The 26229-nt window shown below is 71.4% G+C and carries 27 protein-coding genes and 1 tRNA gene; 17 read left to right on the top strand and 11 right to left on the bottom strand.

The genetic code is table 11. The annotated features are described in order from the left end of the window. Positions 1–183: 183 nt before the first annotated feature. Positions 184–2415 carry an ATP-dependent DNA helicase DinG gene (gene dinG / locus QZ500_RS09325; RefSeq protein WP_295854168.1) on the bottom strand — a complete coding sequence of 744 codons (2232 nt, stop codon included), beginning with the start codon at positions 2413–2415 and terminating at the stop codon, positions 184–186. Between the two features lie 85 nt (positions 2416–2500). Here dinG and QZ500_RS09320 point away from each other — a divergent pair, with 85 nt between their 5' ends. After that, entirely contained in the window at positions 2501–3271 is a 771-nt protein-coding gene (locus QZ500_RS09320) for a hypothetical protein (RefSeq protein ID WP_295854166.1), read from the top strand. A gap of 60 nt (positions 3272–3331) precedes the next feature. Here the strand turns inward: QZ500_RS09320 and QZ500_RS09315 are convergent, their stop codons facing one another. After that, positions 3332–3781, bottom strand: coding sequence for a PACE efflux transporter (locus QZ500_RS09315; RefSeq protein ID WP_295854163.1), 450 nt, complete (start codon positions 3779–3781; stop codon positions 3332–3334). 100 nt (positions 3782–3881) lie between these two features. Between QZ500_RS09315 and QZ500_RS09310 the strand changes: the two genes are divergently transcribed. Further along, complete coding sequence (locus QZ500_RS09310; RefSeq protein WP_295854161.1) at positions 3882–4790, top strand: LysR family transcriptional regulator; 909 nt, start codon at positions 3882–3884, stop codon at positions 4788–4790. A gap of 22 nt (positions 4791–4812) precedes the next feature. Here the strand turns inward: QZ500_RS09310 and QZ500_RS09305 are convergent, their stop codons facing one another. From QZ500_RS09305 to QZ500_RS09290, 4 genes are all read right to left on the bottom strand, one after another. Continuing rightward, complete coding sequence (locus QZ500_RS09305) at positions 4813–5220, bottom strand: hypothetical protein (protein ID WP_295854158.1); 408 nt, start codon at positions 5218–5220, stop codon at positions 4813–4815. Between the two features lie 43 nt (positions 5221–5263). Continuing rightward, complete coding sequence (locus QZ500_RS09300; protein WP_295854155.1) at positions 5264–5701, bottom strand: OsmC family protein; 438 nt, start codon at positions 5699–5701, stop codon at positions 5264–5266. 71 nt (positions 5702–5772) lie between these two features. Continuing rightward, the gene (locus QZ500_RS09295) at positions 5773–6846 is read right to left on the bottom strand and encodes a flavodoxin family protein (protein WP_295854152.1); all 1074 of its coding nucleotides are present in this window, start codon (positions 6844–6846) and stop codon (positions 5773–5775) included. A 108-nt stretch (positions 6847–6954) separates the two neighbouring features. After that, positions 6955–7815 (bottom strand): hypothetical protein, encoded by an 861-nt coding sequence (locus QZ500_RS09290; RefSeq protein ID WP_295854151.1) that lies wholly within the window; start codon positions 7813–7815, stop codon positions 6955–6957. Positions 7816–7973: 158 nt separating this feature from the next. Between QZ500_RS09290 and QZ500_RS09285 the strand changes: the two genes are divergently transcribed. Further along, positions 7974–8705: an ABC transporter substrate-binding protein gene (locus tag QZ500_RS09285; protein WP_295854149.1), complete on the top strand. Its 732-nt coding sequence runs from the start codon at positions 7974–7976 to the stop codon at positions 8703–8705. After that, the gene (locus tag QZ500_RS09280; protein ID WP_295854145.1) at positions 8702–9187 is read left to right on the top strand and encodes a bifunctional diaminohydroxyphosphoribosylaminopyrimidine deaminase/5-amino-6-(5-phosphoribosylamino)uracil reductase RibD; all 486 of its coding nucleotides are present in this window, start codon (positions 8702–8704) and stop codon (positions 9185–9187) included. Before QZ500_RS09285 ends, QZ500_RS09280 begins: the two co-directional genes overlap by 4 nt. 80 nt (positions 9188–9267) lie before the next feature. On the opposite strand, the gene QZ500_RS09275 is transcribed toward QZ500_RS09280, so the two are convergent. Continuing rightward, a tRNA-Gly gene (locus QZ500_RS09275) sits at positions 9268–9343 on the bottom strand. A 148-nt stretch (positions 9344–9491) separates the two neighbouring features. Between QZ500_RS09275 and ppk2 the strand changes: the two genes are divergently transcribed. Beyond that, positions 9492–10268 (top strand): polyphosphate kinase 2, encoded by a 777-nt coding sequence (gene ppk2, locus QZ500_RS09270; protein ID WP_295854143.1) that lies wholly within the window; start codon positions 9492–9494, stop codon positions 10266–10268. A 21-nt stretch (positions 10269–10289) separates the two neighbouring features. Here the strand turns inward: ppk2 and QZ500_RS09265 are convergent, their stop codons facing one another. Further along, positions 10290–12275 (bottom strand): monovalent cation:proton antiporter-2 (CPA2) family protein, encoded by a 1986-nt coding sequence (locus QZ500_RS09265; protein ID WP_295854141.1) that lies wholly within the window; start codon positions 12273–12275, stop codon positions 10290–10292. 84 nt (positions 12276–12359) lie between these two features. Between QZ500_RS09265 and QZ500_RS09260 the strand changes: the two genes are divergently transcribed. The 4 genes from QZ500_RS09260 (at position 12360) to QZ500_RS09245 (ending at position 15493) form a co-directional block, all read left to right on the top strand. After that, positions 12360–13361, top strand: coding sequence for a KpsF/GutQ family sugar-phosphate isomerase (locus QZ500_RS09260; protein WP_295854138.1), 1002 nt, complete (start codon positions 12360–12362; stop codon positions 13359–13361). Continuing rightward, positions 13361–13948: an HAD hydrolase family protein gene (locus tag QZ500_RS09255; protein ID WP_295854135.1), complete on the top strand. Its 588-nt coding sequence runs from the start codon at positions 13361–13363 to the stop codon at positions 13946–13948. Before QZ500_RS09260 ends, QZ500_RS09255 begins: the two co-directional genes overlap by 1 nt. 70 nt (positions 13949–14018) lie before the next feature. Beyond that, entirely contained in the window at positions 14019–14672 is a 654-nt protein-coding gene (gene lptC, locus QZ500_RS09250; RefSeq protein WP_295854133.1) for an LPS export ABC transporter periplasmic protein LptC, read from the top strand. Next, positions 14669–15493 (top strand): SDR family oxidoreductase, encoded by an 825-nt coding sequence (locus QZ500_RS09245; protein WP_295854131.1) that lies wholly within the window; start codon positions 14669–14671, stop codon positions 15491–15493. Before lptC ends, QZ500_RS09245 begins: the two co-directional genes overlap by 4 nt. 101 nt (positions 15494–15594) lie before the next feature. Here QZ500_RS09245 and QZ500_RS09240 read toward each other — a convergent pair whose 3' ends face one another. From QZ500_RS09240 to QZ500_RS09230, 3 genes are all read right to left on the bottom strand, one after another. Then, the gene (locus QZ500_RS09240) at positions 15595–16146 is read right to left on the bottom strand and encodes an RNA-binding protein (RefSeq protein WP_295854128.1); all 552 of its coding nucleotides are present in this window, start codon (positions 16144–16146) and stop codon (positions 15595–15597) included. 242 nt (positions 16147–16388) lie between these two features. Next, positions 16389–16808, bottom strand: a complete 420-nt coding sequence (locus tag QZ500_RS09235) for an RNA-binding protein (RefSeq protein WP_295854126.1) — start codon at positions 16806–16808, stop codon at positions 16389–16391. 219 nt (positions 16809–17027) lie between these two features. Further along, complete coding sequence (locus tag QZ500_RS09230; RefSeq protein ID WP_295854125.1) at positions 17028–18230, bottom strand: ammonium transporter; 1203 nt, start codon at positions 18228–18230, stop codon at positions 17028–17030. A gap of 289 nt (positions 18231–18519) precedes the next feature. On the opposite strand from QZ500_RS09230, the gene QZ500_RS09225 reads away from it, so the two are divergent. The 8 genes from QZ500_RS09225 (at position 18520) to QZ500_RS09190 (ending at position 26198) form a co-directional block, all read left to right on the top strand. Then, entirely contained in the window at positions 18520–19668 is a 1149-nt protein-coding gene (locus QZ500_RS09225; protein WP_295854122.1) for a homoserine O-acetyltransferase, read from the top strand. A 58-nt stretch (positions 19669–19726) separates the two neighbouring features. Next, positions 19727–20320 carry a methionine biosynthesis protein MetW gene (metW, locus tag QZ500_RS09220; RefSeq protein ID WP_295854119.1) on the top strand — a complete coding sequence of 198 codons (594 nt, stop codon included), beginning with the start codon at positions 19727–19729 and terminating at the stop codon, positions 20318–20320. Positions 20321–20346: 26 nt separating this feature from the next. Beyond that, a complete protein-coding gene (locus QZ500_RS09215; protein WP_295854115.1) occupies positions 20347–21120 on the top strand; it encodes a FadR/GntR family transcriptional regulator in 774 nt (257 codons plus the stop codon). A 65-nt stretch (positions 21121–21185) separates the two neighbouring features. After that, entirely contained in the window at positions 21186–22169 is a 984-nt protein-coding gene (locus tag QZ500_RS09210) for a tripartite tricarboxylate transporter substrate binding protein (protein WP_295854112.1), read from the top strand. 57 nt (positions 22170–22226) lie between these two features. Next, entirely contained in the window at positions 22227–23126 is a 900-nt protein-coding gene (gene ltnD, locus QZ500_RS09205) for an L-threonate dehydrogenase (protein ID WP_295854110.1), read from the top strand. A gap of 17 nt (positions 23127–23143) precedes the next feature. Beyond that, a complete protein-coding gene (denD, locus tag QZ500_RS09200; protein ID WP_295854333.1) occupies positions 23144–24157 on the top strand; it encodes a D-erythronate dehydrogenase in 1014 nt (337 codons plus the stop codon). Positions 24158–24234: 77 nt separating this feature from the next. Beyond that, positions 24235–25512 carry a 3-oxo-tetronate kinase gene (gene otnK / locus QZ500_RS09195; RefSeq protein ID WP_295854109.1) on the top strand — a complete coding sequence of 426 codons (1278 nt, stop codon included), beginning with the start codon at positions 24235–24237 and terminating at the stop codon, positions 25510–25512. After that, positions 25509–26198 (top strand): aldolase, encoded by a 690-nt coding sequence (locus QZ500_RS09190; protein WP_295854107.1) that lies wholly within the window; start codon positions 25509–25511, stop codon positions 26196–26198. Before otnK ends, QZ500_RS09190 begins: the two co-directional genes overlap by 4 nt. Positions 26199–26229: the final 31 nt, after the last annotated feature.

Raw genomic sequence — 26229 nt, 5'->3', positions numbered from 1 at the left:
TGCGTGGCGCACTGTCCGTCGTCGCTGCTCAATCCCTGCGCCACGCAGGATCGGGGTGGTGGTTGCTCCCCGCAGCGAAATCAAGGAGAGGCCGAAGGCCGGGCGACATTCGTGGAGGGGAGTACCCGCCGACCCGGTCCGGACCACAAGGCACCACCCTCGCCCGCCTGAAAGACCAGGACGTCAAACCGCCGGCACAGCCCCCGCCCCAGCCGCCACCTCGATCCGCGCAAACGCCGGCAGCCCCTGCAGCAACCGCTGCCCGTACGCCGTCTGCACAAGCCGCCGGTCGTAGCAGTACACGCTTGCCTGGTCCTCCTCGGTGCGGATCGCGCGGCCCACCCACTGCGCCAGGCGGATGGCGGTCGCCGGCACCACCAGTTCCACGAACGGATCGCGGCCGACGCCGCGCAGCCATTCGGCACGCGCCTCGCCGACCGGATCGTCCGGCGGGGCGAACGGCAGCTTGGCGATGAACACCGCCTCGCACAGCGTGCCGGGCAGGTCCAGGCCCTCGCCGAAGGACTGCATGCCGAAGATCACCGACGGCCGGCCGGCGGCGATGCGCTCGCGGTGGGTGGCGAGCAGCTGCATGCGCGGCAGCGCGGTCTGCACCAGCACCCGCGGCCGCAGCGCCTCGGGCAGCGCATTGACCGCCTGGCGCAGCTGGTCGCGCGAGGTGAACAGCACCAGCGCGCCGTGCCGCACGGTGGCGATGTCGCGCAGCAGCGCCTGCACCATCTCGGCGGTGTAGCCGGCCGCATCGCGCGGGTCGGCGCGGGTCACGGCGGTGACCAGCCGGCCCTGCGCGGGATAGTCGAACGGGCTGGGCACCTCCAGCGTGGTGACCGCATCGTCGCCCTGCAGGCCCGCCTCGCGCAGGAAGAAATCGAACTGGCCGCAGCTGGTGAGCGTGGCCGAGGTCAGCACTGCGCCCCGCGCCTGGCGCCACAGGTGGTGACGCAGCGTGCTGCCCGGCAACAGCGGGCTGGCGTGGACCTGCAGCGTGGCGGCGGCGCCCGGGATGTCCGGCGGCGGCAGTTCGAGCGTGAACCACTTGGCGGCCGGCACGCCGCCGGCGGGCGCCTCGCGCAGCAGCAGCTGGGCGGTTTCGAACACCTCGTCGAGCCGCGGCGCCAGCGCGCCGATCTGGGCGTAGAGCGTGGACAGCCGGCGGGCGTTCTCGGGGTGGTCGCGCATCTCGGCGCGCAGGGCCTTGGCAATGGCGCGCAGCGCTTCCAGGAAACCGCTCGCATGGTGGGCGATCTCGGCGAGCGGGGCCTCCAGCGCCTGCGGCAGTTCGCCGCGCGGCAGCCGCAGGCGGGCCGGGCCCGGGCCCTTGCCGGACGCGGCGGTCAGGGCCGGGCCGAACAGGTCGAGCGCGATGCGCTCGGTGGTCTGCATCGCCGCGCGCATGCAGGCGGCGTGGGTCGGGATGTCGGGCGCCTCGGGCACCTCCAGCCGCATGCCGGTGCGCAGCGCGCGCTGCGCCAGCCGCTCGGCCCAGGTGTGGCGGCCCAGGTCCATGCGGCAGGCGAACTGCGCCAGCGCGGTGGCGGGCAGGTGGTGGGCCTCGTCGAGCACCAGCAGGCAGTTGTCGAGGTCCGGCAGCAGCCGGTTGCCGAGCGAGGCCAGCAACAGGTCGTGGTTGACCACGATCACCTGCGCGCCGACCAGCACCTTGCGCCGCTCGTAGTACGCGCACTGCTGGAACGACGGGCAGTGTCGGCCGGTGCAGGACGAGGCGTCGGCCGCCATTGGCGCCCACACCTCGGCGGCGGGCGGCGTGTCGAGCGTGTCGCGGTCGCCGTCCCAGGCGCCGCGGGCCAGCGCCTGCGCCACGCCGGCGTAGAAGCGGATGCGCGCCTCGACCTCGTGGGCCGGTCGCGCGGCGCGGGCGGCCCGGGCAGCAGCCTCTTCCTCGGCGAACAGGTCGTCGTCCTCGTCGGTGTCGCCGTCCTCGGCGCCGGGCGCGGCGATGCCGCTCAGCCGCTCGAGCTTCAGCTGGCAGACATAGCGCCCGCGCCCCTTGGCCAGCGCGAACTTGAACGGCTGCGGCAGCGCCGCGGCGAGCGCCGGCAGGTCCTTGTGGACCAGCTGCTCCTGCAGCGCGACGGTGGCGGTGGAGATCAGCACCCGGGTGTTGCGGGCCAGCGCGATCGCGATCGCCGGCGCGCAGTAGGCGAGCGACTTGCCGACGCCGGTGCCGGCCTGCACCACGGTGATCGCCCGGGCCGGCGCCGCGCCGTCGTCGTCCTCACCCTCCCCGGTCTTGCCGAGGGTGGCGGCGGCGAGCGTGCCGGCGACCTGCGCGGCCATGCGCCGCTGGCCGGGCCGGCCGCGGAAACCCGCGCTGGCCTGCACCACCGCATCGAACGCCTGCAGGCCGGCATCGGCCCATTCGCTGGAAGACATGCGTCGAGTGTTGCACGGGGTGCGGCCGTCTGCCGCCGGATACTGATAAAAAAACCAGTGCCGGCACGGCTTCCATAATCGCCCGGTGACCGCGCCGCCTGCCCGCCCGCACCTTCGTCCGCACCCGGACCGCCGCCGTCTGGTGGCCGCCGTGCCGCTCGTGCCCCTGCTGTCGCTCGCCGGCTGCGCCACGCCGCCGGCGCCGCACGGCGTGGTGCCGGCGACCGTGCCGCAGGCCGAGGAGCTGGTGCAGACGACCATCGACCGGCTGACCGTTCTGTCGATGCAGGCCAACCTCGAGAGCCTCTACCGGATCATGGAGAAGCTGTACCGGCGCAACCCGTCGCAGTGGCGCAAGGGCGGCGCCGACAGCGCCGACGCTGCCGCCCGCCAGGTGCAGGCCGCGATAGAAGCCCGCGCACCCTGGCCGGCGCTGCAGGGCCGCCGCGACATCGATGCGCTGTCGCTCGCCCTGTCGCCGGACTTCGCGGGCGACCGGGTCGCGGCGGTCGTCTATGCCGCGGCCGACATGCTGGTCACCGCCTACGGCGGCCGCACCCGCTTCACCATCCTCGACCGGATCGAGCCGCAGTACGTCTACAACGGCGCCCGCAACATCGAGATCCTGGTGTGGATGCTGGCCCAGCGCCGCGACGCCGCCGGCCGGCCGCTGCTGCTGGCCGACGAGATCTCCGGGCGCGGCCGCAACCTGAGCTTCGAGCGCGAATTCGGCAAGATCATCGGCCGGCTCGATCTGCTGGCGGTGTTCGCCACCGAGCGCTACCGGCGCGCGGTCATCAACTATGTGCACAGCGTGATGGCGATCGAGCTGCTGCAGTTCCTGCCCGTCCGCTGAAAATAATCGCTATCTTTTGTATAGCTGTCAGCGCATGCAGGACGGGCGCCAGAGCCCTTTTCAGGCCCGAACCGCTTCCGGACCATCGCCCGCCTGCGCCAAGGCCGGCAGACCGAAGACCGCGTCGAACGCCCAGTTGAAGACGAAGGTGTAGACCAGGAAGAACACCACCAGTCCCAGGTCCATCCACAGCGCCTGCCAGAGGCTGACGCCGAACCACCACGCGATCAGCGGCACCAGGAAGGCGATCAGCCCGCCCTCGAAACCGATCGCATGCGCCACCCGCCGGCCCAGGCTGCGGCCGCGCACCGGCTGGCGCGCCTCCCAACGCTCGAACAGCGCGTTGAACACCAGGTTCCAGACGATGGCGATGGCCGATGCGGCCACCGCCACGCCGGTCGCATGGCCGACGCCCTGGCCGGTCATCGCCGACAGGCCCGCACTGGCGACCACGATGGCGATGCCCTCGTACAGGCTGACATAGACGACACGGCGGCGGATGCCCTGCATGGTGGTTCCTCACGGACAACAAAAAACGATGGCGCCACTGTATGTGCGTGAAGCTGATATAAAAAGTCAGCTTGTATCAGTCCATTTGAAAGATCGCGCGATGGCGTTTACGACCGAATCGGTGCAGGTGTTTCTGGCGGTGCTCGACCACGGATCGTTTTCGGCGGCGGCGCGCTACCTCGGCCGGGTGCCGTCGGCGGTCAGCATGGCGGTCGCGCACCTGGAAGCGGAACTCGGCCTGGAACTGTTCGACCGCCGCGGCCGCGAGCCGCGCCCGACCGCGGCGGCCCGGGCGCTGGAGCCGCAGGCGCGGCTGGTCGGCGGGCAGTTGCGGGCCCTCGGCGCGCAGGCGCTTGCGCTCGGCCAGGGGCTGGAGCCGCGGCTGACGCTGGCGGTGGCGCCGGAGCTCATGTCCACCCAGTGGATCGCGCCGCTGCAGGCGATCGCCGCAGAACACCCGCTGCTGGAGGTGGAGGTGCTGGCCGCGCCGCAGGCCGATGCGCTGCGCCTGCTGCATGCCGGCGATGCCCAGCTCGCTCTGGTGTTCGAGCGGCCCGGCCTCGACGGGCGGGAGGCCTTTCAGGAGGTCGGCAGCGAGACGCTGACCGCGGTGGTCGCGCCGCACCACCCGCTGGCCGCGCAGCCGCCCGCGGGCGGGCTGCGCGACAGCGATCTGGCGGCGGCGCGTCAGATCGTCGTGGCGAGCCGGGCGGCGGATGCGGTCGATCCGCGCTTCGTGTTCTCGCGCCATGTGTGGCGCACCGACAGCCCGGTCGCCGCGCTCGGGCTGCTGACCGCCGGCCTGGGCTGGGGCTGGCTGCCGCGCAACTTCGTCGCACCGCAGCTCGCGGCCGGCACGCTGCAGGTGCTGCAGCTCGACAACCTCACCAACGGCACGCCGCTGTGGGTGGATGTGGTGTGGTCGCGGGAGCGGCCGCTCGGCCTGGCGGCGCGCCGGTTCGTGGAACTGATCGCGGCGGCGCGGCGGGCATCGCCGGCCGCGGGTTGACGGACCGTCCCTGCAGGACCTGTCAGCGCGCGGGCGCCGGAATCGTGGTGACCGTCTCGCGGATGATGCCGCCGCCCTGCACGCTGCCGCTCGAGGTCGTGGTGGACTTCGGATCGGCAGCCGCACCGCTGCGCTTCAGGCAGTCCTCGCGCGCGCCGCCCGACAGCGCGCTGCAGCGGTCTGTCGCGTTTCCGGCCTGCTGGCCGGGCGCGGGCGTGGTCAGGTTGCCGCGGCGGGCCTCGTCCTGGGCGGCGCCGGCCTCGCGACGGCAGGCCGCCAGGTCCTGGCCCGAGGCGCCGCTTTCGCAGCGGGCGCGCTCGGCCTGGTAGGTGGCGTTGGGCGTCTGGGCGGTCGCGGCCAGGCCCGTCAGGGCGAGACCGGCGGCGATCAGGGTGCCGCGCAGGGCGGAAGCGGTGGGGCGGAAGCGCATGGTGTGTCTCCGGTGGGGAACGACAGGGACGGTGGGGCCGGGCTTACGGGCGCAGCGTCGCGGTCAGCGTGATCTCGGGCACCGACGCCAGCGCCTTCGACAGCGGGCAGTCGCGCTTGGCGGTCTGGGCGAGTTCCTGGAAGCGGGCCTCGTCGATGCCGTCGATCGCGGCTTCCATCGTCAGGTGGATCAGGTCGATCTTGAAGCCTTCGCCGTCCTTGGCGAGCCGCACCTTGGCGGTGGTGTCGACCGTGCGGGTCGCGAAGCCGGCCTTCTCCGCCGCGAAGGCGAAGGCCATCGAGAAGCAGGCCGCATGCGCCGCGCCGACGATCTCCTCGGGATTGGTGCCCTTGCGGTCGTCCTCGAAGCGGCTGCCGAAGCCGTAGGGGTAGCGGTCCAGCGCACCAGTCTCGGTGCTGATCTGGCCCTGGCCCTTCTTGCCCGGGCCTTCCCAGTGAACGCTGGCGGTCTTCTCGATCATGGTGGTGTCCTTTCAGGAACGGTGGTGGTGGAGGAAAAGGGAAATGCGGTGACGGCAGATGGAACGGCGGCTCACTTCGGCCGCGGCGGCCGCACCTGGCGGTCGGGCTGGCGCAGGTCGCCTGACCGCAGCTGGCGCACGGCTTCGACGACCGAGACCGCGACATTGCGGACCTCGGCCTGCACGTCGGTGTCGCGGTCGAGCGTCTCGTGGCTGTCGTAGTACGGGCCGTAGTAGCCGATGTAGCGGTCGAGCGTGGACCAGTGGCCGGCGGGGATCAGGCCCATCCAGTCCAGCCAGTCGGTCAGGTTGCGCCGGTGCGATTCCACTCCCGACACGTCGCCGTGGACCACCACGCCGTAGACGCGGCCGGCCACGTGCTTGGGGAAGTCCCAGCCCTTGGCCTCGATGTCCTTGGCTTCCTGGGCCTTCTTGCCGTGCGTGCTGGACGGATCGGGGTTGCCGCCGTCGGCACAGACCAGCCGGTCGATCATCAGCTTGAGCGGGCTCGGCGACTGGTTCCAGTAGGTCGGCGCCATGATCACGATGCCGTGGGCCGAGACCCAGCGCTCGTAGATCTCGGCCATCCAGTCGTCGGCCTGGTCGAGCGAATGGTTGGGGTAGCAGCTGCAGGGCCAGTGGCACAGCGGCATCGCGGTGGACAGGCAGCCCTTGCACGGGTGGATGGTGCGGCCGTATTCGGAGGTGACCAGGCTCAGGTCGAGCAGGTCGGCCTCCATGCCGGCGTCTTCCACCACGCGGCGCGCCATCTGGTTGAAGCGCCAGGTCTTGGAAATTTCGCCCGGGCAGGTGCCGTCGTTGCGGGCGCTGCCGTTGATCAGCAGGATGCGCGGGATGGTCGCCGGGGCGTCCCAGCGAGCCTGCGCATCGGCCAGGCGGCGGTGGGTGTCCATCCATTCGGTCGCCACGTCGTAGTCCGGATCGGCGAAACCGGGGCCGGCCTTGACGGTGATCGGCGCCTTACGGCCGTCCTCGTAGGCTTCCCAGGCGATCGCCTCCAGCCGGGCAATGGCCGCGTCCTCGGTCCGGAAAGCCGGGTCGTAATAGCGCAGGCGGAAACGTTCGCCGAAGGTGGCGCGGTCCAGGTGGGGCGGTGCCTGGCCGGTGCGGGGCGTGGTGCTCATGGGGTCAGGCCCGGAGGGGCCGGGCTCTCGTTTTGAAGACCCAGCAGCTTGCCGACCGGCCGCCGCCGGCCGAGTGGGACGGCGCCGCGCGGCGCGGCTGACCGGTTCCTACAACGCGGCGCAGTCGTCCGCGTCGTCGCAGGGCGCGAGCAGGCCCTGGTCCTCGCCCTGGCGGGGCAGCGGACTCGCCTTCGCCAGCGCCATCCAGGTGGCGAAGGGCAGCGCCATCGCCCGGCGCGGCGCCGGCCGCGCGACCGACAGCCGGCTGCCGTCGTACACCATCACGCCGCATTCGAGCGGCACCTCTTCCGGCGCGGCGATGCAGCGGCCGCGCCCGTCGTAGCCGAGCACGTACCAGCATTCGCTGCTCATGTGCAGGTAGGCGGCCCGTTTGGCCGGCCGGCGCAGGTCGCCGAGCAGGTCGGCGCGGCGCACCTTGATCTCGTGGACGATCGGCTCGACGTAGTGCTCCACCGTGGTGTTGCGGATCGAGAACACGTCGGGCTTGGCGATGCACCAGCGCTGCGGGTCCTCCTCGGCCACGCCCGGCACCTGGGCGCGCAGCGACAGGCCGCGCCAGACGATCCGGCCGGCCCGCTGCATCTCGCGCGCCACCCGCTCCTCCAGCGCCTGGTGCTGCGACAGCGCGGCGCGGTTCTTCAGCAGCGTCTCGGCCAGCAGCGTGATGCCGGCGTCGGTCACCCGCAGCGACTCGCGGCCCTGGGCGTCCTGCAGCCGCTGCACCATGCCGGCGGCCAGCAGTTCGACCTCGACCAGGTCCTGGCAGGGCCAGCCCGCCGAGCGGTAGATGTCGCGCAGCCGCCGGGCATGGATGCGGCCGAGGCCGGCGCCCGGCGGGGGCGTAGCGACGACCTCTGCTGCCGGCGGCAGCGGAAGCGGGTCGCTTCCCGGCAGCGGGGAGGCCAGCGCCGGATCGGCGGACAGGTCGGCGAAACGCGAGTCGGACATGGCGGCAGAGGGTAGCGGCAGCGGCATGTCCGTGCCCGGGCGGGGCTTCCGCCGGCTGCCGAAACCCTTGCATGCGCGCGGGCGCACCGGCGGCGACCCGGATCGGCAGAATGGCAGGCCCAGCCCCTTTCTGCCCCTTCCTCCCGGCCCCGCCTTCCATGGACACCACCCCCGCCCTCCTCGCCGCCTTCGCGCCCACCGGCGTGATGCGCGCCTCGATCAACCTCGGCAATCCGGTGCTCGCCGGCCGCGACCCCTCCGGCGCGCCCTGCGGCGTGTCGGTCGACCTGGCCCGTGGCCTGGCCGAGCGGCTCGGCGTGCCGATGGAGCCGGTCGTCTTCGATACCGCCGGCCGGTCGGTCGACGCGGTGACGCACGAGCAGGCCGATGTCGGCTTCTTCGCGATCGACCCGGCGCGCGGGGCCGGCATCATCTTCACCGCCGCCTACGTCCTGATCGAGGGGGCCTACCTGGTTCCGGACAAGTCCCCGCTGCGGGACAACGCCGAGGTCGACCGGGCCGGCCGTCGGGTCGCGGTCGGCAAGGGCAGTGCCTACGACCTGTTCCTCAGCCGCGAACTGCAGGCCGCCGAGATCGTGCGGGCGCCGTCGTCGCAGACGGTGGTGGACACCTTCGTCGCCGAAGGCCTGGACGTGGCCGCCGGCGTGAAGCAGCAGCTGGAAGCCGACGCCCACCGCATCCCCGGCCTGCGGCTGCTGCCGGGCCGCTTCATGGTGATCCAGCAGGCGATGGGGCTGCCCAAGGGCCGGGGCGAGGCCGCCGCCGCGTTTCTCCACGCCTATGTGGAAGAACAGAAGGCCAGCGGCTTCGTCGCCGCCGCGCTGGCGCGCCACGGCATCCAGGGCGCTTCGGTGGCGCCGGCGGCATGACGGCGGCGCCCGGACCGCACGATCCCGACGCGATCGCGTGGATGCGCGCCGCCCTGGCCGAGGGTCGGCGGGCGCTGCCGGCGTGCCTGCCCAATCCGCCGGTCGGCTGCGTGCTGGTGCGGGACCGCGCCATCGTCGCACGCGGCTTCACCCAGCCGCCGGGCCAGCCGCATGCCGAGGCGCAGGCGATGGCCGTGCTCGACGGGCCGCTCGCCGAGGTGACCGCCTATGTGACGCTGGAGCCCTGCGCCTTCCACGGCCGCACGCCGTCGTGCGCGAAGACGCTGGCCGCGCGCGGCATCGGCCGGGTGGTGGTGGCGATGCTCGACCCCGATCCACGCAATGCCGGCCGCGGCATCGCGATCCTGCGCGACGCGGGCGTGGCGGTGACGGTCGGCTGTCTGGAGGAGGAAGCGCGGGCGGACCTGGGTCCGTACCTGGCGCTGCCGGAGAACGGCGCGCCGCCGACCGCGGCAGACTAAACCGCGCGCCCAGCAAAAAGCCACCCGAAGGTGGCTTTTTGCTTGCAGTACCGGACGGCAGGAGCCGTAAGGTGCGAATCTGGAGCGGGAAAAGAGTCTCGAACTCTCGACCTCAACCTTGGCAAGGTTGCGCTCTACCAACTGAGCTATTCCCGCGATGAGGGGGCGAATTCTAGCCCGCAAAAGCGGCGTTATCGCACCCGGCTCTAAAAATTTTTCCTCGCCGCTGCCGCAACAGGCTGCAACCGCTGCCGTAGGCCGGCCGTGCTGGAATCATCAGACACACCACTGCCCCACGACCGCCATGGCCTCCGCCTTCTCCCGCAAGGACTACGCCCACGCCCTCGAACCGCTGCAGATCGAGCTCGCCCGCATGGCCCGCTGGGCCGAGGCGACCGGCCAGCGCATCCTGATCCTCTTCGAGGGCCGCGATACCGCCGGTAAGGGCGGTGCGATCCAGGCCGTGTCGGAGCACCTGAACCCGCGCCAGTGCCGCACCGTGGCGCTGCCCAAGCCGACCGAGCGCGAAAGCACGCAGTGGTACTTCCAGCGCTACGTGCCGCACCTGCCGGCGGCGGGCGAGATCGCGCTGTTCGACCGCAGCTGGTACAACCGCGCCGGGGTCGAGAAGGTGATGGGCTATGCGACCCAGGACCAGGTCGAGGCCTTCCTGCGACAGGTGCCGGTGTTCGAGCGCATGCTGGTGGACGACGGCATCCGGCTATTCAAGTACTGGCTGACCACCGACCAGGCCCAGCAGGAAGAACGCTTCGCCGAGCGCGACGCCGATCCGCTCAAGCGCTGGAAGCTCTCGCCGGTGGACGTGAAGGCCCGGCTGCACTACGACGACTACACCGCCGCGCGCGAGGCGATGCTCGCCGCCACCCACAAGAAGCGCACGCCGTGGACGCTGGTGGACTTCAACGACCAGCGGGTCGGGCGGCTCACCTTGATCCGCGATCTGCTCGACCGGCTGCCCGACACCCGCCTGCCGGACCCGCCGTCGCTGCTCGGGCCGCTCGGCCGCAAACCCGAGCGCGAGCACTTCGGCGTGCTGCAGCCGCTGCCGCCGGCCGCCTGACGGCCTGCGCTGGCCGCAGCATCAGCGCCGAGCGAGCAGTTCCTCGGCCATCGCCAGCGCAGCGGGCCGGCCCGACAGCACCAGGGTGTCGCCTTCCTCCAGCACGGTAGCCGCCACCGGCGGCGCGGTGCGGCCGTTGGCGCGCCGCACGCCGACCACCCGCACCCCCAGCGTGTGCAGCGCCAGCGCGCCGACGCTGCGCCCGACCGCCGCCACGCCCAGCGCCAGGGTGACCGGCGCCAGCCGTTCGGTGTCGTGGTCCTGCGCGTCGTCGTCGTCGGCGCCGTGGAAATAGCCGCGCAACAGGTCGTAGCGGGCATCGCGCTGGTCCTGCACCACCCGGATCACGCGGCGCATCGGCACGCCGACCAGCGCCAGCGCATGGCTCGCGAGCATCAGCGAACCTTCGATCGCCTCGGGCACCACTTCGGTGGCGCCGGCTTCCTGCAGTTTTTCCAGGTCGCGGTCGTCCTGGGTGCGCACGACCACCGGCACCTGCGGCGCATGCGAGCGGGCATGCGCCAGCAGCTTCATCGTGCCCGGCACGTCCAGGTAGGTGACGACCACCGCACTGGCCCGCGCCAGTCCGGCCGCCATCAGCGCCTGCAGCCGCGCGGCGTCGCCGAAGACGACCGAGTCGCCCGCCGCCGCGGCCTGCCGCACCCGGTCGGGGTCGAGGTCGAGCGCGATCGACGGAATGCCCTCGCGCTCCAGCATCCGTGCCAGGTTCTGGCCGCAGCGGCCGTAGCCGCAGATGATCACGTGCTTGTGGGCGTTGATCGACTTGCGCGCGATGGTCGTCATCTGCAGCGACTGCTGCAGCCATTCGCTCGCGACCAGCTTCATCACGATCCGGTTGGCGTACATCACGATGAAGGGCGTCGCCAGCATCGACAGCACCATCGCCGCCAGCACCGGATTGAGGAGCGAGGGCGCGATCAGCCCACGGGCCTGCGCCAGCGACAGCAGCACGAAGCCGAACTCCCCGGCCTGCGCCAGGTACAGGCCGGTGCGCAGCGACACGCCGGCGGTCGCGCCCAGCAGCCGCGCGAGCGCGGTGATCAGCACCAGTTTCAGCAGCAATGGCACCAGCAGCAGCGCCAGCACCAGGCCCCAGCGCTCGAGCAGCACGTGCCAGTCGAGCATCATGCCGACGGTGATGAAGAACAGGCCGAGCAGCACGTCGTGGAACGGCCGAATGTCGGTCTCCACCTGGTGCTTGAATTCGGTCTCCGACACCAGCATGCCGGCGATGAACGCACCGAGCGCCAGGCTCAGCCCGGCCCATTCGGTGAGCCAAGCAAGGCCGAGTGCGATCAGCAGCAGGTTGAGCATGAACAGCTCCTCGCTGCGGCGCCGCGCGACGAGCGTGAGCCACCAGCGCATCACCTTCTGCCCGCCGACCAGCAGCAGCGTGACCAGCACCGCGGCCTTGGCCGTCGCGATGCCCACCTCGATCAGCAGCCGCTCGGGCGACGACCCCAGGGCCGGAATCAGCACCAACAGCGGCACCACCGCCAGGTCCTGGAACAGCAGGATGCCCATGACGCGCTTGCCGTGCTCGCTTTCCAGCTCCAGCCGCTCGGCCATCAGCTTGACCACGATGGCGGTGCTGCTCATCGCCAGCGCGCCGGACAAGGCGACCGCCGCCTGCCAGCTCATCTGCCAGTAGGCCGGCAGCAGGTACGCGACCAGCAGCGCACCGGCCGTCGCGACCGCCATCGTCAGCAGCACCTGCGCGAGCCCCAGGCCGAACACGTGCCGGCGCATCGCGCGCAGCTTGGGCAGGCTGAATTCCAGCCCGATCACGAACATCAGGAACACCACGCCGAATTCGCCGAGATGGCGCACGCCTTCGGAGTTCTGCGCCAGCGCCAGCGCGTGCGGGCCGATCAGCACGCCGGCGATCAGATAGCCCAGCATCGGCGGCAGCCGCAGGCTGCGGCAGGCGACCACGCCCAGCACGGCTGCGAGCAGGTAGAGCAGCGTCAATTCGAGCGAGGACATGGCGGCATGCTAGCAAGCACGGTGCCGCGCCAGCCCGTGCCCCGGGCCGGCGCACGGAAACGGGGCGGCCGATAAAATCCACCGATGACCGCATCGCTGCCTTCCTCCGCCGGTTTCGACGCCGCCGCGGCCCTGCGCCTGGCGCACGAGACGCTCGACATCGAGGCCGCCGCGGTGACCGGCCTGAAGGCCCGGCTCGGCGACGGCTTCGCCGAGGCGGTGCGCGCCATCCTGGCCTGCCGCGGCCGGGTGGTGGTGATGGGCATGGGCAAGAGCGGCCACATCGGCCGCAAGATCGCCGCGACGCTCGCCTCCACTGGAACGCCCGCGATGTTCGTGCACCCGGCCGAGGCGAGCCACGGCGACCTCGGCATGATCACCGCCGACGACGTGGTGCTCGGCATCTCCAACAGCGGCGAAGTCTCCGAGCTGGCCGCCATCCTGCCGGTGGTGCGCCGGCTGGGTGCGCCGCTGATCGCGATGACCGGCGGCGCGCGCTCCACCCTGGCCCGCCATGCCGACATCGTGCTTGACAGCGGCGTCGAGAAGGAAGCCTGCCCCCACAACCTGGCGCCTACGGCCAGCACCACCGCCCAGGTCGCACTGGGCGACGCGCTGGCGGTCGCCCTGCTCGACGCGCGCGGCTTCCGGCCCGAGGACTTCGCCCGGTCGCATCCCGGCGGCGCGCTCGGCCGCAAGCTGCTGACGCATGTCGCCGACGTGATGGTCACCGGCGACGCGCTGCCCGCCGTCGCGCCGGACGCCTCCTTCGCCGTGCTGATGCGCGAGATGAGCGCCAAGGGCCTCGGCGCCGCCGCGGTGGTCGGGCCGGAGCAGCGCCTGCTCGGCATCTTCACCGACGGCGACCTGCGCCGGCTGGTCGAGACCGGCGCCGACCTGCGCGCCCTGACCGCCCGCGACGTGATGCACGCCGCGCCGCGCACCATCGCCCCGACGGCGCTCGCCGCCGACGCGGCCGAGCGCATGGAGCAGCACCGCATCACCAGCCTGCTGGTGGCCGACGCGGACGGCCGGCTGGTCGGCCTGGTGCACATCGGCGAACTGATGCGGGCGAAGGTCGTCTGATGGATACGCTGCCGCCCCTCGCCCCGGTGCTGCGCTGGGAACCCGAACTGCTGCTGCGCGCCCAGGACGTGCGCGTGGCGTTCTTCGACGTCGACGGCGTGCTGACCGACGGCGGCCTGTACTTCGCCGAATACCCGGAAGACGACCCGCGGGTCGGCGGCGAACAGATCAAGCGCTTCAACACGCTGGACGGCCACGGGCTCAAGCTGCTGCAGCGCGCGGGCATCCTGCCCGCGATCGTCACCGGCCGCGATTCGCGTCCGCTGCGCGCGCGCTTGAGCGCACTGGGCATCGTGCATGCGCATTTCGGCACCGAGGACAAGCGGCCGGCCGCCGAAGCCACGCTGGCCGCGCTCGGCCTGGGCTGGCACCAGGCCGCGGCCATGGGCGACGACTGGCCCGACCTGCCGCTGATGCGCCGCGCCGCCTTCGCCTGCGCCGCGCCCGGCGCGCACGGCGAGGTGCTGGCCGTGGCGCACCATGTGACGCGGACGCAGGCCGGCCACGGCGCGGTGCGCGAATGCTGCGACCTGCTGCTCGCCGCCTCCGGCCGCTACGACGATCTGCTGCAGGCCTACGCCGGATGAGCGCCGCCCTGCGTGCTGATCGCCGGGGCCGGTGCGCGCCCGCCCGCCGTGTCGCTAGAAGGGCGACGCGATGAGTGCCGTCCTGCCCGCCCGCCGTGGCCCGGTCGCCCTGCTGCGCGACGGCGTCGACCGGCTGTCGATCTACCTGCCGATCCTGCTGATGGCGCTGTTCGCGCTCGGCAGCTATTGGCTGGTGCGCAGCACCCCCGCCCCGAGCGCCCCCGAGGTGGTGCGGCCGGAGCGCCACGAGCCGGACTATTTCATGCGCGACTTCGCGCTGCGCACCTTCGACGCGAACGGCAAGCTGCAGCGCGAGATCTTCGGCACCGAAGGCCGGCACTATCCCGACACCGACACGCTGGAGATCGACAAGCCGCGCATCCGGGCGATCAGCGCCACCGGCGCCCTGACCGTCGCGACCGCCGAACGCGCCCTGAGCAACGGCGACGGCTCCGAGGTGCAGCTGTTCGGCAACGCCATCGTGACCCGCGAGCCGATGACCGGCAAGGGCGGCCAGGTCACGCCGCGCATGCAGTTCCGCAGCGAATTCCTGCACGCCTACACCAATACCGAGCGGGTGAAATCGCACCTGCCGGTGACGTTGACCCGCGGCAACGACCAGTTCACCGCCAACCAGATGGACTACGACAACCTCGACCAGGTGATGCAACTGCGCGGCCGGGTCCGCGGCATGCTGATGCCGCGCCAGGGGGCGGCGCGATGAGCGGGGTCGTGCCAGTGGCCACCCACGACCCGCGTCCGCTGGTGTTCATCACTGGCGCATCGAGCGGCATCGGCCAGGCGCTGGCGGCGCGCTTCCACCGCGCCGGCTGGCGGCTGGCACTGGCCGCACGCCGCACCGCCGAGATCGAATCCTGGGCCCGCGCAAGCAGGCTGGGCGCCGACAGCTATGCCATCTATAGCGCCGACGTGACCGATATCGCCAGCATCGTGGCGGCGGGCGAGGCCTGCATCGCCCGCCAGGGACTGCCCGACGCGGTCATCGCCAATGCCGGCATCAGCATCGGCATGGACACCGCCGACCGCGGCGACCTCGATGTGCTGGCGCAGACCTTCGCCACCAACAACATCGGCATGGCGGCCACCTTCCATCCGTTCGTGGCGGGCATGGTCGCGCGGGGCAGCGGCCGGCTGGTCGGGATCGGCAGCGTCGCCGGCATCCGCGGGCTGCCCGGCCATGGCGCCTACTGCGCGAGCAAGGCCGGCGCGATCGCCTACTGCGAAAGCCTGCGCGGCGAGCTGCGGCCGCACGGCGTGCAGGTGGTGACGCTCTGCCCGGGCTACATCGACACGCCGCTCACCCGCCAGAACCGCTACGGCATGCCCTTCCTGATGGCGCCGGACGCCTTCGCGGACAAGGCATTTGCGGCGATCGAGGCTGGCGTGTCCTACCGCGTCATTCCGTGGCAGATGGGCGTGGTGGCGAAACTGCTGCGCCTGTTGCCCAACCCGCTGTTCGACCGACTGCTGACAGGCCGCGCGCGCAAACCGCGCCGGCCGGGGGCTTCGACGCCCTCTTCCTGAAACGCCGTGCCCATCGGCACCGCGCACGATAGGTCGACAGCCGGCGAACGCCCACAAAAAAGGCCCCGCAGGGCCTTTTTTGCTGAAGGGGTCAGGATGGCTCAGTAACCGCCGTTGCCGTAGCCGCCACCACCGCCGCCGCCATAACCACCCCCGCCGCCGCTGCGGCCACCACCGCCACCGCCGCGCGGGCCGGAACCGTAGGGGCTGCGGAAACCACCGTCACCGCCGCCACCTCCGCCGCCACGTCCACCGTAGCCACCACCACCACCGCCGCCGCCGTAACCACCACCGCCGCTGCGGCCGCCACCACCACCGTAGCCACCACCGCCGCCGCCGCCGTAACCACCGCCGCCGTAACCGCCACCGCCACCGCCGTAGCCGCCGGAGCGGGGCGGACGTGCCTCCATCGGACGCGCTTCGTTTACGACCACGGCCCGGCCGCCGAGCGGCTGGCCGTTCATGCCGTTGATGGCGGACTGGGCTTCCTCGTCGCTGCCCATCTCGACGAAGCCGAATCCCTTGGACCGGCCGGTGTCGCGTTCCATCATGACCTTGGCGCTGGTCACGGCGCCGAACTGGCTGAAGGCCTGTTCGAGGTCGCCGTCGCGGACGGAGTACGGCAGATTGCCGACGTAGAGCTTGTTACCCATTGCAGGGAAATCCTCAAAAAATCACGGACACAAAGACGACGGAATCCCGAAAACGCAATCAGCACCGGCCAAGCGCCACCGACGGATCACCGCGAAACGGCACGCCCGGACGGGCATGTCGCCGCATTATGTTCCACGGGTTTTGAGAAAAAGCAAGTGTTTATTCGGCGTTACATACAGAGCAGAAAAGCCATGATAAAAGGGCCCGAAGGCCCTTTTATCGTAGTCGGCGTGCGACCGGCTCAGTAACCGCCGCGGCCACCGCCGTAGCCGCCACCGCCGCCGCCGTAACCGCCGCCGCCACCGTAGCCGCCTCCACCGCTGCGGCCGCCGCCGTAGCCGCCGCCGCCGCCGCCGCCGTAACCACCGCCGCCGCCGCCGTAGCCGCCGCCACCGCTACGGGGAGGACGCGGCTCCATCGGACGGGCTTCGTTCACGACCAGGTTGCGGCCGCCGAAAGAGGCGCCATTGGTGCCTTCGATGGCGGTCTGCGCTTCCGCATCGCTGCCCATCTCGACAAAGCCGAAGCCCTTGGAACGGCCGGTGTCACGCTCCATCATGACCTTGGCGCTGGAGACCGAGCCGAACTGGCTGAACGTCTGCTGCAGGTCTTCGTCGCGGAAGGAATAGGGCAGGTTGCCCACGTAAAGTTTGTTGCCCATCGAAGGACTCCTCAGAAAAAAACACCACGCGATGGAGTCCGGGCCACGCTACCAGCAAACCAGTGACGACTTCAGAGACGCGAAACTGACCAAACACCGCAAATCCGCCTGCACTAGGAGCGCAGGCGCGCGGTCATTATGCGCGAGATCGGTGTTTGTCCACGACGAATTGACGCTCGCGCACTACGGACTTACACCCGGTCGTCCGCTCGTCGGACGTCACCAGTTCGCTTCGCGCTCGGGCGTCGCACTGATCCGGTGTACCGACAGGTCGGCGCCGTCGAACTCTTCCTCGGGGCTGAGCCGCAGGCCGACCAGCAGCTTGAGCAGACCGTAGACGACCGCGCCGCCCAGCAGTGCCCACGCCACGCCGAGCACAGTGCCGATCAGCTGCGCGCTCAGGCTGACACCGCCCAGTCCGCCCAGCGCCTGCTGGCCGAAGATGCCGGCTGCCACGCCGCCCCAGGCGCCGCAGATGCCGTGCAGCGGCCATACGCCCAGCACGTCGTCGATCTTCCAGCGGTTCTGGGTGAGCGTGAACAGCACGACGAACAGCGTACCCGCGATCGCGCCGACCACCAGCGCGCCCAGCGGATGCATCAGGTCCGAGCCGGCGCAGACCGCCACCAGGCCGGCCAGCGGGCCGTTGTGCACGAAGCCCGGGTCGTTGCGGCCGCAGGCCAGCGCCGCCAGGGTGCCGCCGACCATCGCCATCAGCGAATTGACCGCCACCAGCCCCGAGATCTTGTCGATGGTCTGCGCGCTCATCACGTTGAAGCCGAACCAGCCGACCGTCAGGATCCACGCGCCGAGCGCCAGGAACGGGATGTTCGACGGCGGATGGGCGCTCATCGCGCCGTCCTTGCGGTAGCGGTTGCTGCGCGCCCCCAGCAGCAGCACCGCCGGCAGCGCCAGCCAGCCGCCCATCGCATGGACCACCACCGAGCCGGCGAAGTCGTGGAAATCGGCGCCGGTGACGCGTGCGATCCAGTCCTGCACGCCGAAGTGGCGGTTCCAGGCGATGCCCTCGAAGAAGGGATAGACGAAGCCGACGATCGCCGCCGTGGCCACCAGCTGCGGCCAGAAGCGCGCCCGCTCGGCGATGCCGCCGGAGATGATGGCCGGGATGGCGGCGGCGAAGGTCAGCAGGAAGAAGAACTTCACCAGCTCGTAGCCGTTCTTCGCGGCGAGCGTTTCCGCGCCGACGAAGAAGTGCGTGCCGTAGGCGACGCCATAGCCGACCGCGAAATACACGACGGTCGAGACGCTGAAGTCCACCAAGATCTTCACCAGCGCATTGACCTGGTTCTTCTTGCGGACGGTGCCGAGTTCCAGGAATGCGAAGCCCGCGTGCATCGCCAGCACCATGATGCCGCCGAGGAGGATGAAAAGTGCGTCCACGCCCTGTTTGAGTGCGTCCATGAAAATTATGACCTGTTTTGGTGCCTTGAAGGAAGAGCCTCCGCTGCAGAGAAGTGCATCGATGCGCGGTCGGCACCAAGACATAGCAATAACTGCGCCAATAGCGTGCAGTTTGTGCAAAACGGTGCAGATGCGGTTTTCAAAGGACGCGGCGTATACTCGTCCGACGCGCCGATTTGCTCCAGCTTGCGGGCGCTTAACAAGTTCAGCTAAAGACGGACCGCAGCGCGCCTGATCTCCAGCACAGCCCGGCCTCGTTTTCAGCGTCGCCGGGTTTTTTGTTGCCGCCATGCCGCTCATTGCCGTTTCCCAGTCGATGCATTTCGCCGAGGCGCTGCCGCTGCAGAGCGGCGCCTCGATCGCCGGCTACACGCTGGCCTACGAGACCTACGGCACGCTCGACGCGCAGCGGTCCAACGCGGTGCTCGTGTGCCATGCGCTCAACGCCTCGCACCATGTGGCAGGCGTCTACGACGGCCAGCCGCGCTCCGAAGGCTGGTGGGACTCGATGGTCGGGCCGGGCAAGCCGGTGGACACCGACCGGTTCTTCGTGATCGGCATCAACAACCTCGGTTCCTGCTTCGGCTCCACCGGACCGGCGCAGACCAACCCCGCCACCGGCAAGGCCTGGGGCGCGGATTTCCCGGTGGTCACGGTCGAGGACTGGGTGGACGCCCAGGCCCGTCTGCTGGACGCCCTCGGCATCCGCACGCTGGCCGCGGTGCTCGGCGGCAGCCTGGGCGGCATGCAGGCGCTGTCGTGGACGCTGCAGTATCCCGACCGGGTGCGGCATGCGGTGGTGGTCGCGAGCGCGCCCAACCTGAATGCCGAGAACATCGCCTTCAACGAGGTGGCGCGCCGCGCGATCGTGACCGATCCCGACTTCCACGGCGGCCACTTCTACGAATTCAACACGGTGCCCAAGCGCGGCCTGCGCATCGCCCGGATGATCGGCCACATCACCTACCTGAGCGACGACGTGATGAACGAGAAGTTCGGCCGCCAGCTGCGCGCGACCGACCGGGCCGAGGCGGCCTACCGCTACACCACGCAGGACGTCGAGTTCCAGATCGAGAGCTACCTGCGCTACCAGGGCGACAAGTTCAGCGAGTATTTCGACGCCAACACCTATCTGCTGATCACCCGGGCGCTCGACTACTTCGACCCGGCGCGGCTCTACGGCGGCAGCCTGGCGCGCGCCTTCGCCCGCTGCACCGCGAAGTTCCTGCTGGTCAGCTTCACCACCGACTGGCGGTTCGCTCCGGCGCGCAGCCGCGAGATGGTGCGTGCGCTGCTCGACAACCGGCGCGACGTGAGCTACGCCGAGATCGACGCGCCGCACGGCCACGACGCCTTCCTACTGGAAGACCCACGCTACCTGGCGGTGGTACGCAGCTATTTCGGCCGCATCCCGCTCGGCGCGGAGGTGGCCGCATGAACGCCGCCCTGTCGCCCCGAGACGTCCGCACCGCAGGGCGCAGCACGGAGGTTCTTCCATGAGCGATTCGGTCACCCAGCGCCTGATCTCGCAGCTGGTGCCGCGCGGCGCGCGCGTGCTCGACCTCGGCTGCGGCGACGGCGCGATGCTCGACCTGCTGGCGCGCGAGCGCGGCTGCACCGGTTACGGCATCGAGCTGGCCGATGCCAACGTGCTGGCCTGCGTGCAGCGCGGTGTCAACGTGATCCAGCGCAACCTCGAGGACGGGCTCGACCTGTTCGACGACCACAGCTTCGACGTCGTGCTGCAGCTCGACACCCTGCAGCACCTGCGCAATGCCGAAACCATGCTGCGCGAGACCGCACGGGTCGGCCGCTTCGGCATCGTCGCGTTCCCCAACTTCGCGCACTGGCCGAACCGGCTGAGCGTGCTGCAGGGCCACATGCCGGTCACCCGGCGGCTGCCCTACCAGTGGTACGACACGCCCAACATCCGGGTCGGCACCTTCCGCGACTTCGCGGCGCTCGCGCAGAAGAACGACCTGCGGGTGCTCGACGCCTTCGGCCTGCAGAACGGCCGCGAAGTGCGCGTCTGGCCCAACCTGCGCGCCGCGACCGCCGTGTTCAAGCTGGAGCGGACGCCGCAGCCGTAAGCGCCGACGCCTTCAGCACGACCACCATGGCCCTCGCCCCGTTTGCATCGCTCGTCCCCGGCGCCCGGCTGTCGGACCGGGTGGCCGACGCGCTGGAGGCCGAGCTGCGCGGCGGCCGCATCGCCGCCGGCGACCGGCTGCCGACCGAAGCCGCACTCGCCACCCAGTTCGGCGTGAGCCGCACCGTAGTGCGGGAAGCGGTGTCGCGGCTCAAGTCGGTCGGGCTGGTCGAATCGCGCCAGGGCAGCGGTGTGTACGCCCGCGCCGCCGGCTTCTCGCCGCTCAACTTCGATGCGCGCCACGCCGGCTCCCGGGCGGCGGTGGTACAGATCGTCGAGGTGCGCCGCGCACTCGAATCCGAGGTTGCGGCGCTTGCCGCCGAGCGCCGCGACGCGGCCGACCTGCAGGCGATCCGCGGCTGCATCGACGCGCTGGACGCCGCCGTGGCGGCCGGTGGCGACGGCGTGGACGAGGACGTGCGCTTCCACCGTGCGATCGCCGACGCCGCCCGCAACCCCTTCCTGATGGGCACGCTGGACTACCTCGGCCAGTTCCTGCACGGTGCCACCCGGGTCACCCGGGCCAACGAGGCACGGCGGCTGGATTTCGCGCAGGCGGTGAGCGCCGAACATGCCCGCATCGTCGACGCGATCGCGGCCGGCGACCCGGCGGCTGCACGTCAGGCCGCCGCCGACCACATGCACAACGCGATCCACCGTATCGAGCAGGCCGATCCGGCGTTCTGGACGCAGCAGGGCGAGGCGCTGGCGCGTGCACTGACGGTCGCCCCTCCGACCTGAGACGGTCGAGACGGCCTGGGAGAAACCCTTGCCTGGGGTCACACACTAATTTGTATGATGACCATATGAATCTGCCGCACTGCTCTCTTTCGCGCCGTGGTCTGCTCGCCGCAGGTACGGCCCTGATCGCCGGCCCAGTCCTGGCGCAGGCACCGGCCTGGCCCGTCCGCCCGATCCGGCTGGTGGTGCCCTTCCCGCCCGGCGGTTTGATCGACACGATGGGCCGGCTGATCGGCACCCGGCTGGCGCAGGAGCTCGGCCAGCCGGTCGTGGTGGACAACAAGCCCGGCGCCGGCGGCAACCTCGGCGCGGCCGAGGCGGCGCGTGCCGCGCCGGACGGGTACACGCTGCTCATGGCCTCGCCCGCGCTGACGATCAGCCCGGCGGTCTACCGCAACCTGCCCTACCAGCCCGCGCAGCTGGCGCCGGTGGCACTGCTCGGCCGGGTGCCCAACGTGCTGCTGGTGAACCCGGTGAGCGGCCTCCAGCGGGTGCAGGACATCGTCGCCCGCGCCAAGGCGGCGCCCGGCAAGCTCAACTACGCCTCCAACGGCAACGGTACCTCGCTGCACCTGAGCGCGGAACTGTTCAAGTCGCGCACCGGCATCTTCGTCACGCACGTGCCCTACCGCGGCGCGGCGGCGGCGATCACCGCGCTGCTGTCCAGCGAGGTGGACTTCATGTTCGACAACCTGCCCTCGGCGATCGGCCAGATCCAGTCGGGACGGCTGCGGGCGCTGGCGGTCACGACGCCCGAGCGCAGCCCGGCGCTGCCATCGGTGCCCACGCTGGCGGAGTCCGGCGTGGCCGGCTTCGACGTGAGCGCCTGGTTCGGCATGGCCGCACCCGCCGGCCTGCCGCCCGCGGTGACGGCGCGGCTCGGCGAGGTGCTGCAGCGCATCGTGCGTCTGCCCGAGGTCGCGGCCGCGATGCAGCGCCAGGGCGCCGAGCCCGCCTTCCTCGACGAGCGCGCCACCGCCCGCTTCCTGGCCGCCGACGCGGCGCAGTGGAAGCAGGTGGCGGCCTACGCCAAGATCGCGCTCGACTGAGCCGGCGACCGCGCCCGTCCCCTGACTGTTTCTTCGACTCCACCGGAATCCTCTCGCATGCCTTCCACCATCGGACTGATCGGCCTCGGGGCCATGGGCCGCGGCATGGCGCAGTCGCTGCGCCGCGCCGGCTTCGACCTCGCCGTCTACGACATCCGCACCGAGGCCGCCGAGGCCTTCGCGCAAGACGGCGGCACCGCCTGCGCCACGCTCGCCGACCTGGGCGCCCGCTGCGACGTGATCGTCTCGGTGGTGGTGAACGCCGCGCAGACCGAGGCGGTGCTGTTCGGCAACGACGGCACCCCCGGCTGCGCCGCGAGCATGCAGCCGGGCAGCGTGTTCGTGATGTGCTCCACGGTCGACCCGAACTGGTCGATTGCGCTGGAGGCGCGCCTCGCCGCGATGGACATCCTGTACCTCGACGCGCCGATCTCCGGCGGCGCCGCCAAGGCGGCCAGCGGCGAGATGACGATGATGACCGCCGGCAGCCCCGCCGCCTACGCCAAGGCCGGCGCCGCGCTCGACGCGATGGCCGGCAAGGTCTACCGGCTCGGCGATGCTGCCGGCCCCGGCAGCAAGGTGAAGATCATCAACCAGCTGCTCGCGGGCGTGCACATCGCCGCGGCCGCCGAGGCGATGGCGCTCGGCCTGCGCGAAGGCGTGGACCCGGCGGGTCTGTACGAGGTCATCACCCACAGCGCGGGCAACAGCTGGATGTTCGAGAACCGCATGGCCCATGTGCTGGCGGCCGACTACACGCCGCTGTCGGCGGTCGACATCTTCGTGAAGGACCTGGGCCTCGTGCTCGACCTGGCGCGGGCCAGCAAATTCCCGCTGCCGCTGTCCTCCACCGCGCACCAGATGTTCATGCAGGCCTCGACCGCCGGCTTCGCGAAGGAAGACGACAGCGCGGTGATCAAGATCTTTCCGGGTATCGAGCTGCCGCGGAAAGCCTGAAGATCGCAGGCATGGCACTGAACATCCTCATCACCGGCGGCTGCGGCTTTCTCGGCGCACGGCTCGCCCGCACCCTGCTCGCGCAGGGCTCCCTGTCCCTGGCCGGCGCCGATGCGCAGCCGATCGGCCGCATCGTGCTGGCCGACCGCGCGCCGCCGCCGGACGACCTGCAGGCCGACGCGCGCATCGCCTTCGTCGGCGGCGACCTGCCGGCGCTGCTCGCGGCGGGGCAGCTGCCGGTCGCCGGCGTGCAGCTGGTCTACCACCTGGCGGCGGCCGTCAGCGGCGAATGCGAGGCGGACTTCGACCTCGGCATGCGCAGCAATCTCGACGCGACCCGCGGCCTGCTGGAGGCCTGCCGCGCCGCCGGCCACGCGCCGGTGTTCGTGTTCTCCAGCTCGGTCGCGGTGTTCGGCGACACGCCCGAGCAGCCGCTGCCCGCGGTGATCGAGGACACCACCCTGCCGACGCCGCAGAACAGCTACGGCATCCAGAAGTTCGTCGGCGAGCAGCTGGTCGCGGACTTCGGCCGCAAGGGCTTCGTGCAGGCGCGCAACGTGCGGCTGATGACCGTCTCGGTGCGGCCGGGCCGGCCCAACGGTGCCGCCTCGGGCTTCCTGAGCGGCATGCTGCGCGAGCCGCTGGCCGGCGAGCGGGCGGTCTGCCCGGTGCCGCCCGACACCGCGGTCGCGCTGGCCTCGCCGGCGCGCACCGTCGAGGGCCTGATCCGCGCGGCGACCGCATCGCGCGCCGCATGGGGCGCCCGCACCGCCGTCAACCTGCCGTCGCTCACCACCACCGTGCGCGAGATGGCCGCGGCCCTCGAACGCGTCGCCGGCCCCGCGGCCACGGCGCTGATCGACTGGCGGCCCGACCCGCAGGTCGAACGCATCATCGCCAGCTGGCCGAGCCGCTTCCGGCCGGCCCGGGCCGAGGCACTCGGCCTGCGCGCCGATGCGAGCTTCGAGGCGATCCTGCGCGACTACGTGCAGGAGAACCCCGGCGCGGTGCGCCTGGCCATCCGCGACTGACCGGCCCCGTGTGGCCGGTGGTCGCCGCAGCGCCGCCGCCCGCGACCCGCCCCTCCTTTTCCCCGGACCTTCCCGCCATGACCCAGACGATCCTGCTCGGCTGCATCGCCGACGACTTCACCGGCGCCACCGACCTCGCCAACAACCTGGTGCGCGCCGGCATGCGCGTGGTGCAGACCATCGGCGTGCCGGCCCTGCCGCTCGACGTCGACGTGGACGCGGTGGTGGTCGCGCTCAAGTCGCGCACCATCGCGCCGGCCGACGCGGTGGCGCAGTCGCTCGATGCGCTGCGCTGGCTGCAGGCGCAGGGCGCGCGGCAGATCTACTTCAAGTACTGCTCCACCTTCGACAGCACGCCGCAGGGCAACATCGGCCCGGTGACCGACGCGCTGATGGACGCGCTGGATGCGCCCTTCACCATCGCCACGCCGGCCTTTCCGGACAACAAGCGCACCGTGTTCAAGGGCTACCTGTTCGCGGGCGACGTGCTGCTCAACGAGAGCGGCATGCAGCACCATCCGCTCACGCCCATGACCGATGCCAACCTGGTCCGGGTGCTGCAGGCGCAGACCGCGCGCACCGTCGGGCTGATCGACCATACGGTGGTGGCGCAGGGCGCCGACGCGGTGCGTGTGCGCATTGCGGCGCTGCAGGCCGAGGGCGTGGCGATCGCGGTGGTCGACGCGGTCACCAACGACGACCTGCTGCGCATGGGCCCGGCCTTTGCCGACCTGCCGCTGCTGACCGCGGGCTCGGGCGTGGCGATCGCGCTGCCGGCCAACTTCGGCATCGCGCCGTCGGCGGCCGCCGCCGCGCTGCCGCCGGCCACCGGGCTGCGGGCGATCGTCTCGGGCAGCTGCTCGGTCGCGACCAACCGGCAGGTGATGGACTTCGTCGGCCAAGGCGGCGCGGCGCTGGCGATCGACCCGCTGCAGATCGCCGCGGGCGTGGACGTGGCCGGCATGGCGCTCGCCTGGGCCGAGGGCCGGATCGCTGACGGATCGGTGCTGGTCTATTCGACGGCCGAGCCGTCGGCGGTGAAGTCGATCCAGGGCCGCCTGGGCGTGGAAGAGGCCGGCGCGATGGTCGAGCGCGCGATCGCCGCCATCGCGCGCGGGCTGGTCGAGCGCGGTGTGCGCCAGCTGATCGTCGCCGGCGGCGAGACCTCGGGCGCCTGCGTGCAGGCGCTCGGCATCGAGCAGATGCAGATCGGCGGCCAGATCGACCCCGGCGTGCCGTGGTGCCATGCCCGCACCGACGTGGACGGCGGCGCGGCGCTGCATATCGCGCTGAAGTCGGGCAACTTCGGCACCGACGACTTCTTCACCAAGGCCTTCACGGCACTTCAGGCATGAGCGGTTCCGACAGCGCGGCCCTGCGCGAGGAGATCTGCCGCGTCGGCCAGAGCCTGTTCGCGCGCGGCTACGTGCACGCCACCGCCGGCAACATCAGCGTGCGGCTCGACGACGGCGGCTTCCTGATCACGCCGACCGACGCCTGCCTGGGCTTCCTCGACCCGGCCCGCCTCGCGCAGGTCGATGCCGGCGGCCGCCAGGTGGCGGGCGACCGCGCGAGCAAGACGCTGGCGCTGCACCGCCGCATCTACGACAGCGCCACCCGTTTCGACGCGCAGACGCGCTGCGTGATCCACACCCACAGCACGCACTGCGTGGCGCTGACGCTGCAGGCCCCAAGCGCTCCCGGCGACGACCGCGAACTGCTGCCGGCGCTCACGCCCTATTTCGTGATGAAGGTGGGCCATGTGCCGGTCATCCCCTACCACCGGCCGGGCGCGTCCGAGGCCGCCGAGCAGGTGGCCGCGACCATCGTGCGCTACGGCGAACGCGGCACACCGATCCACGCGGTGATGCTGGAGCGGCTCGGCCCCAACGTGTGGCACGACACGCCCGCCGCGGCGATGGCGACGCTGGAGGAGCTGGAGGAGACCGCGCGGCTCCACTACCTCGACGGCGGCCGCGCCGCGCCGCTCGGCGCCGACCGGATCGACGAACTGCGCACCACCTTCGGCGCGCGCTGGTAGCTCTTCCCCTTTTTCTTCCGACACATCCGCC

Source organism: uncultured Xylophilus sp., assembly GCA_913776965.1.
Lineage (GTDB): Bacteria > Pseudomonadota > Gammaproteobacteria > Burkholderiales > Burkholderiaceae_C > Xylophilus.
The sequence above is the reverse complement of the archived record's forward strand: the minus strand, read 5'-3'. Positions and strand labels throughout refer to the sequence as shown.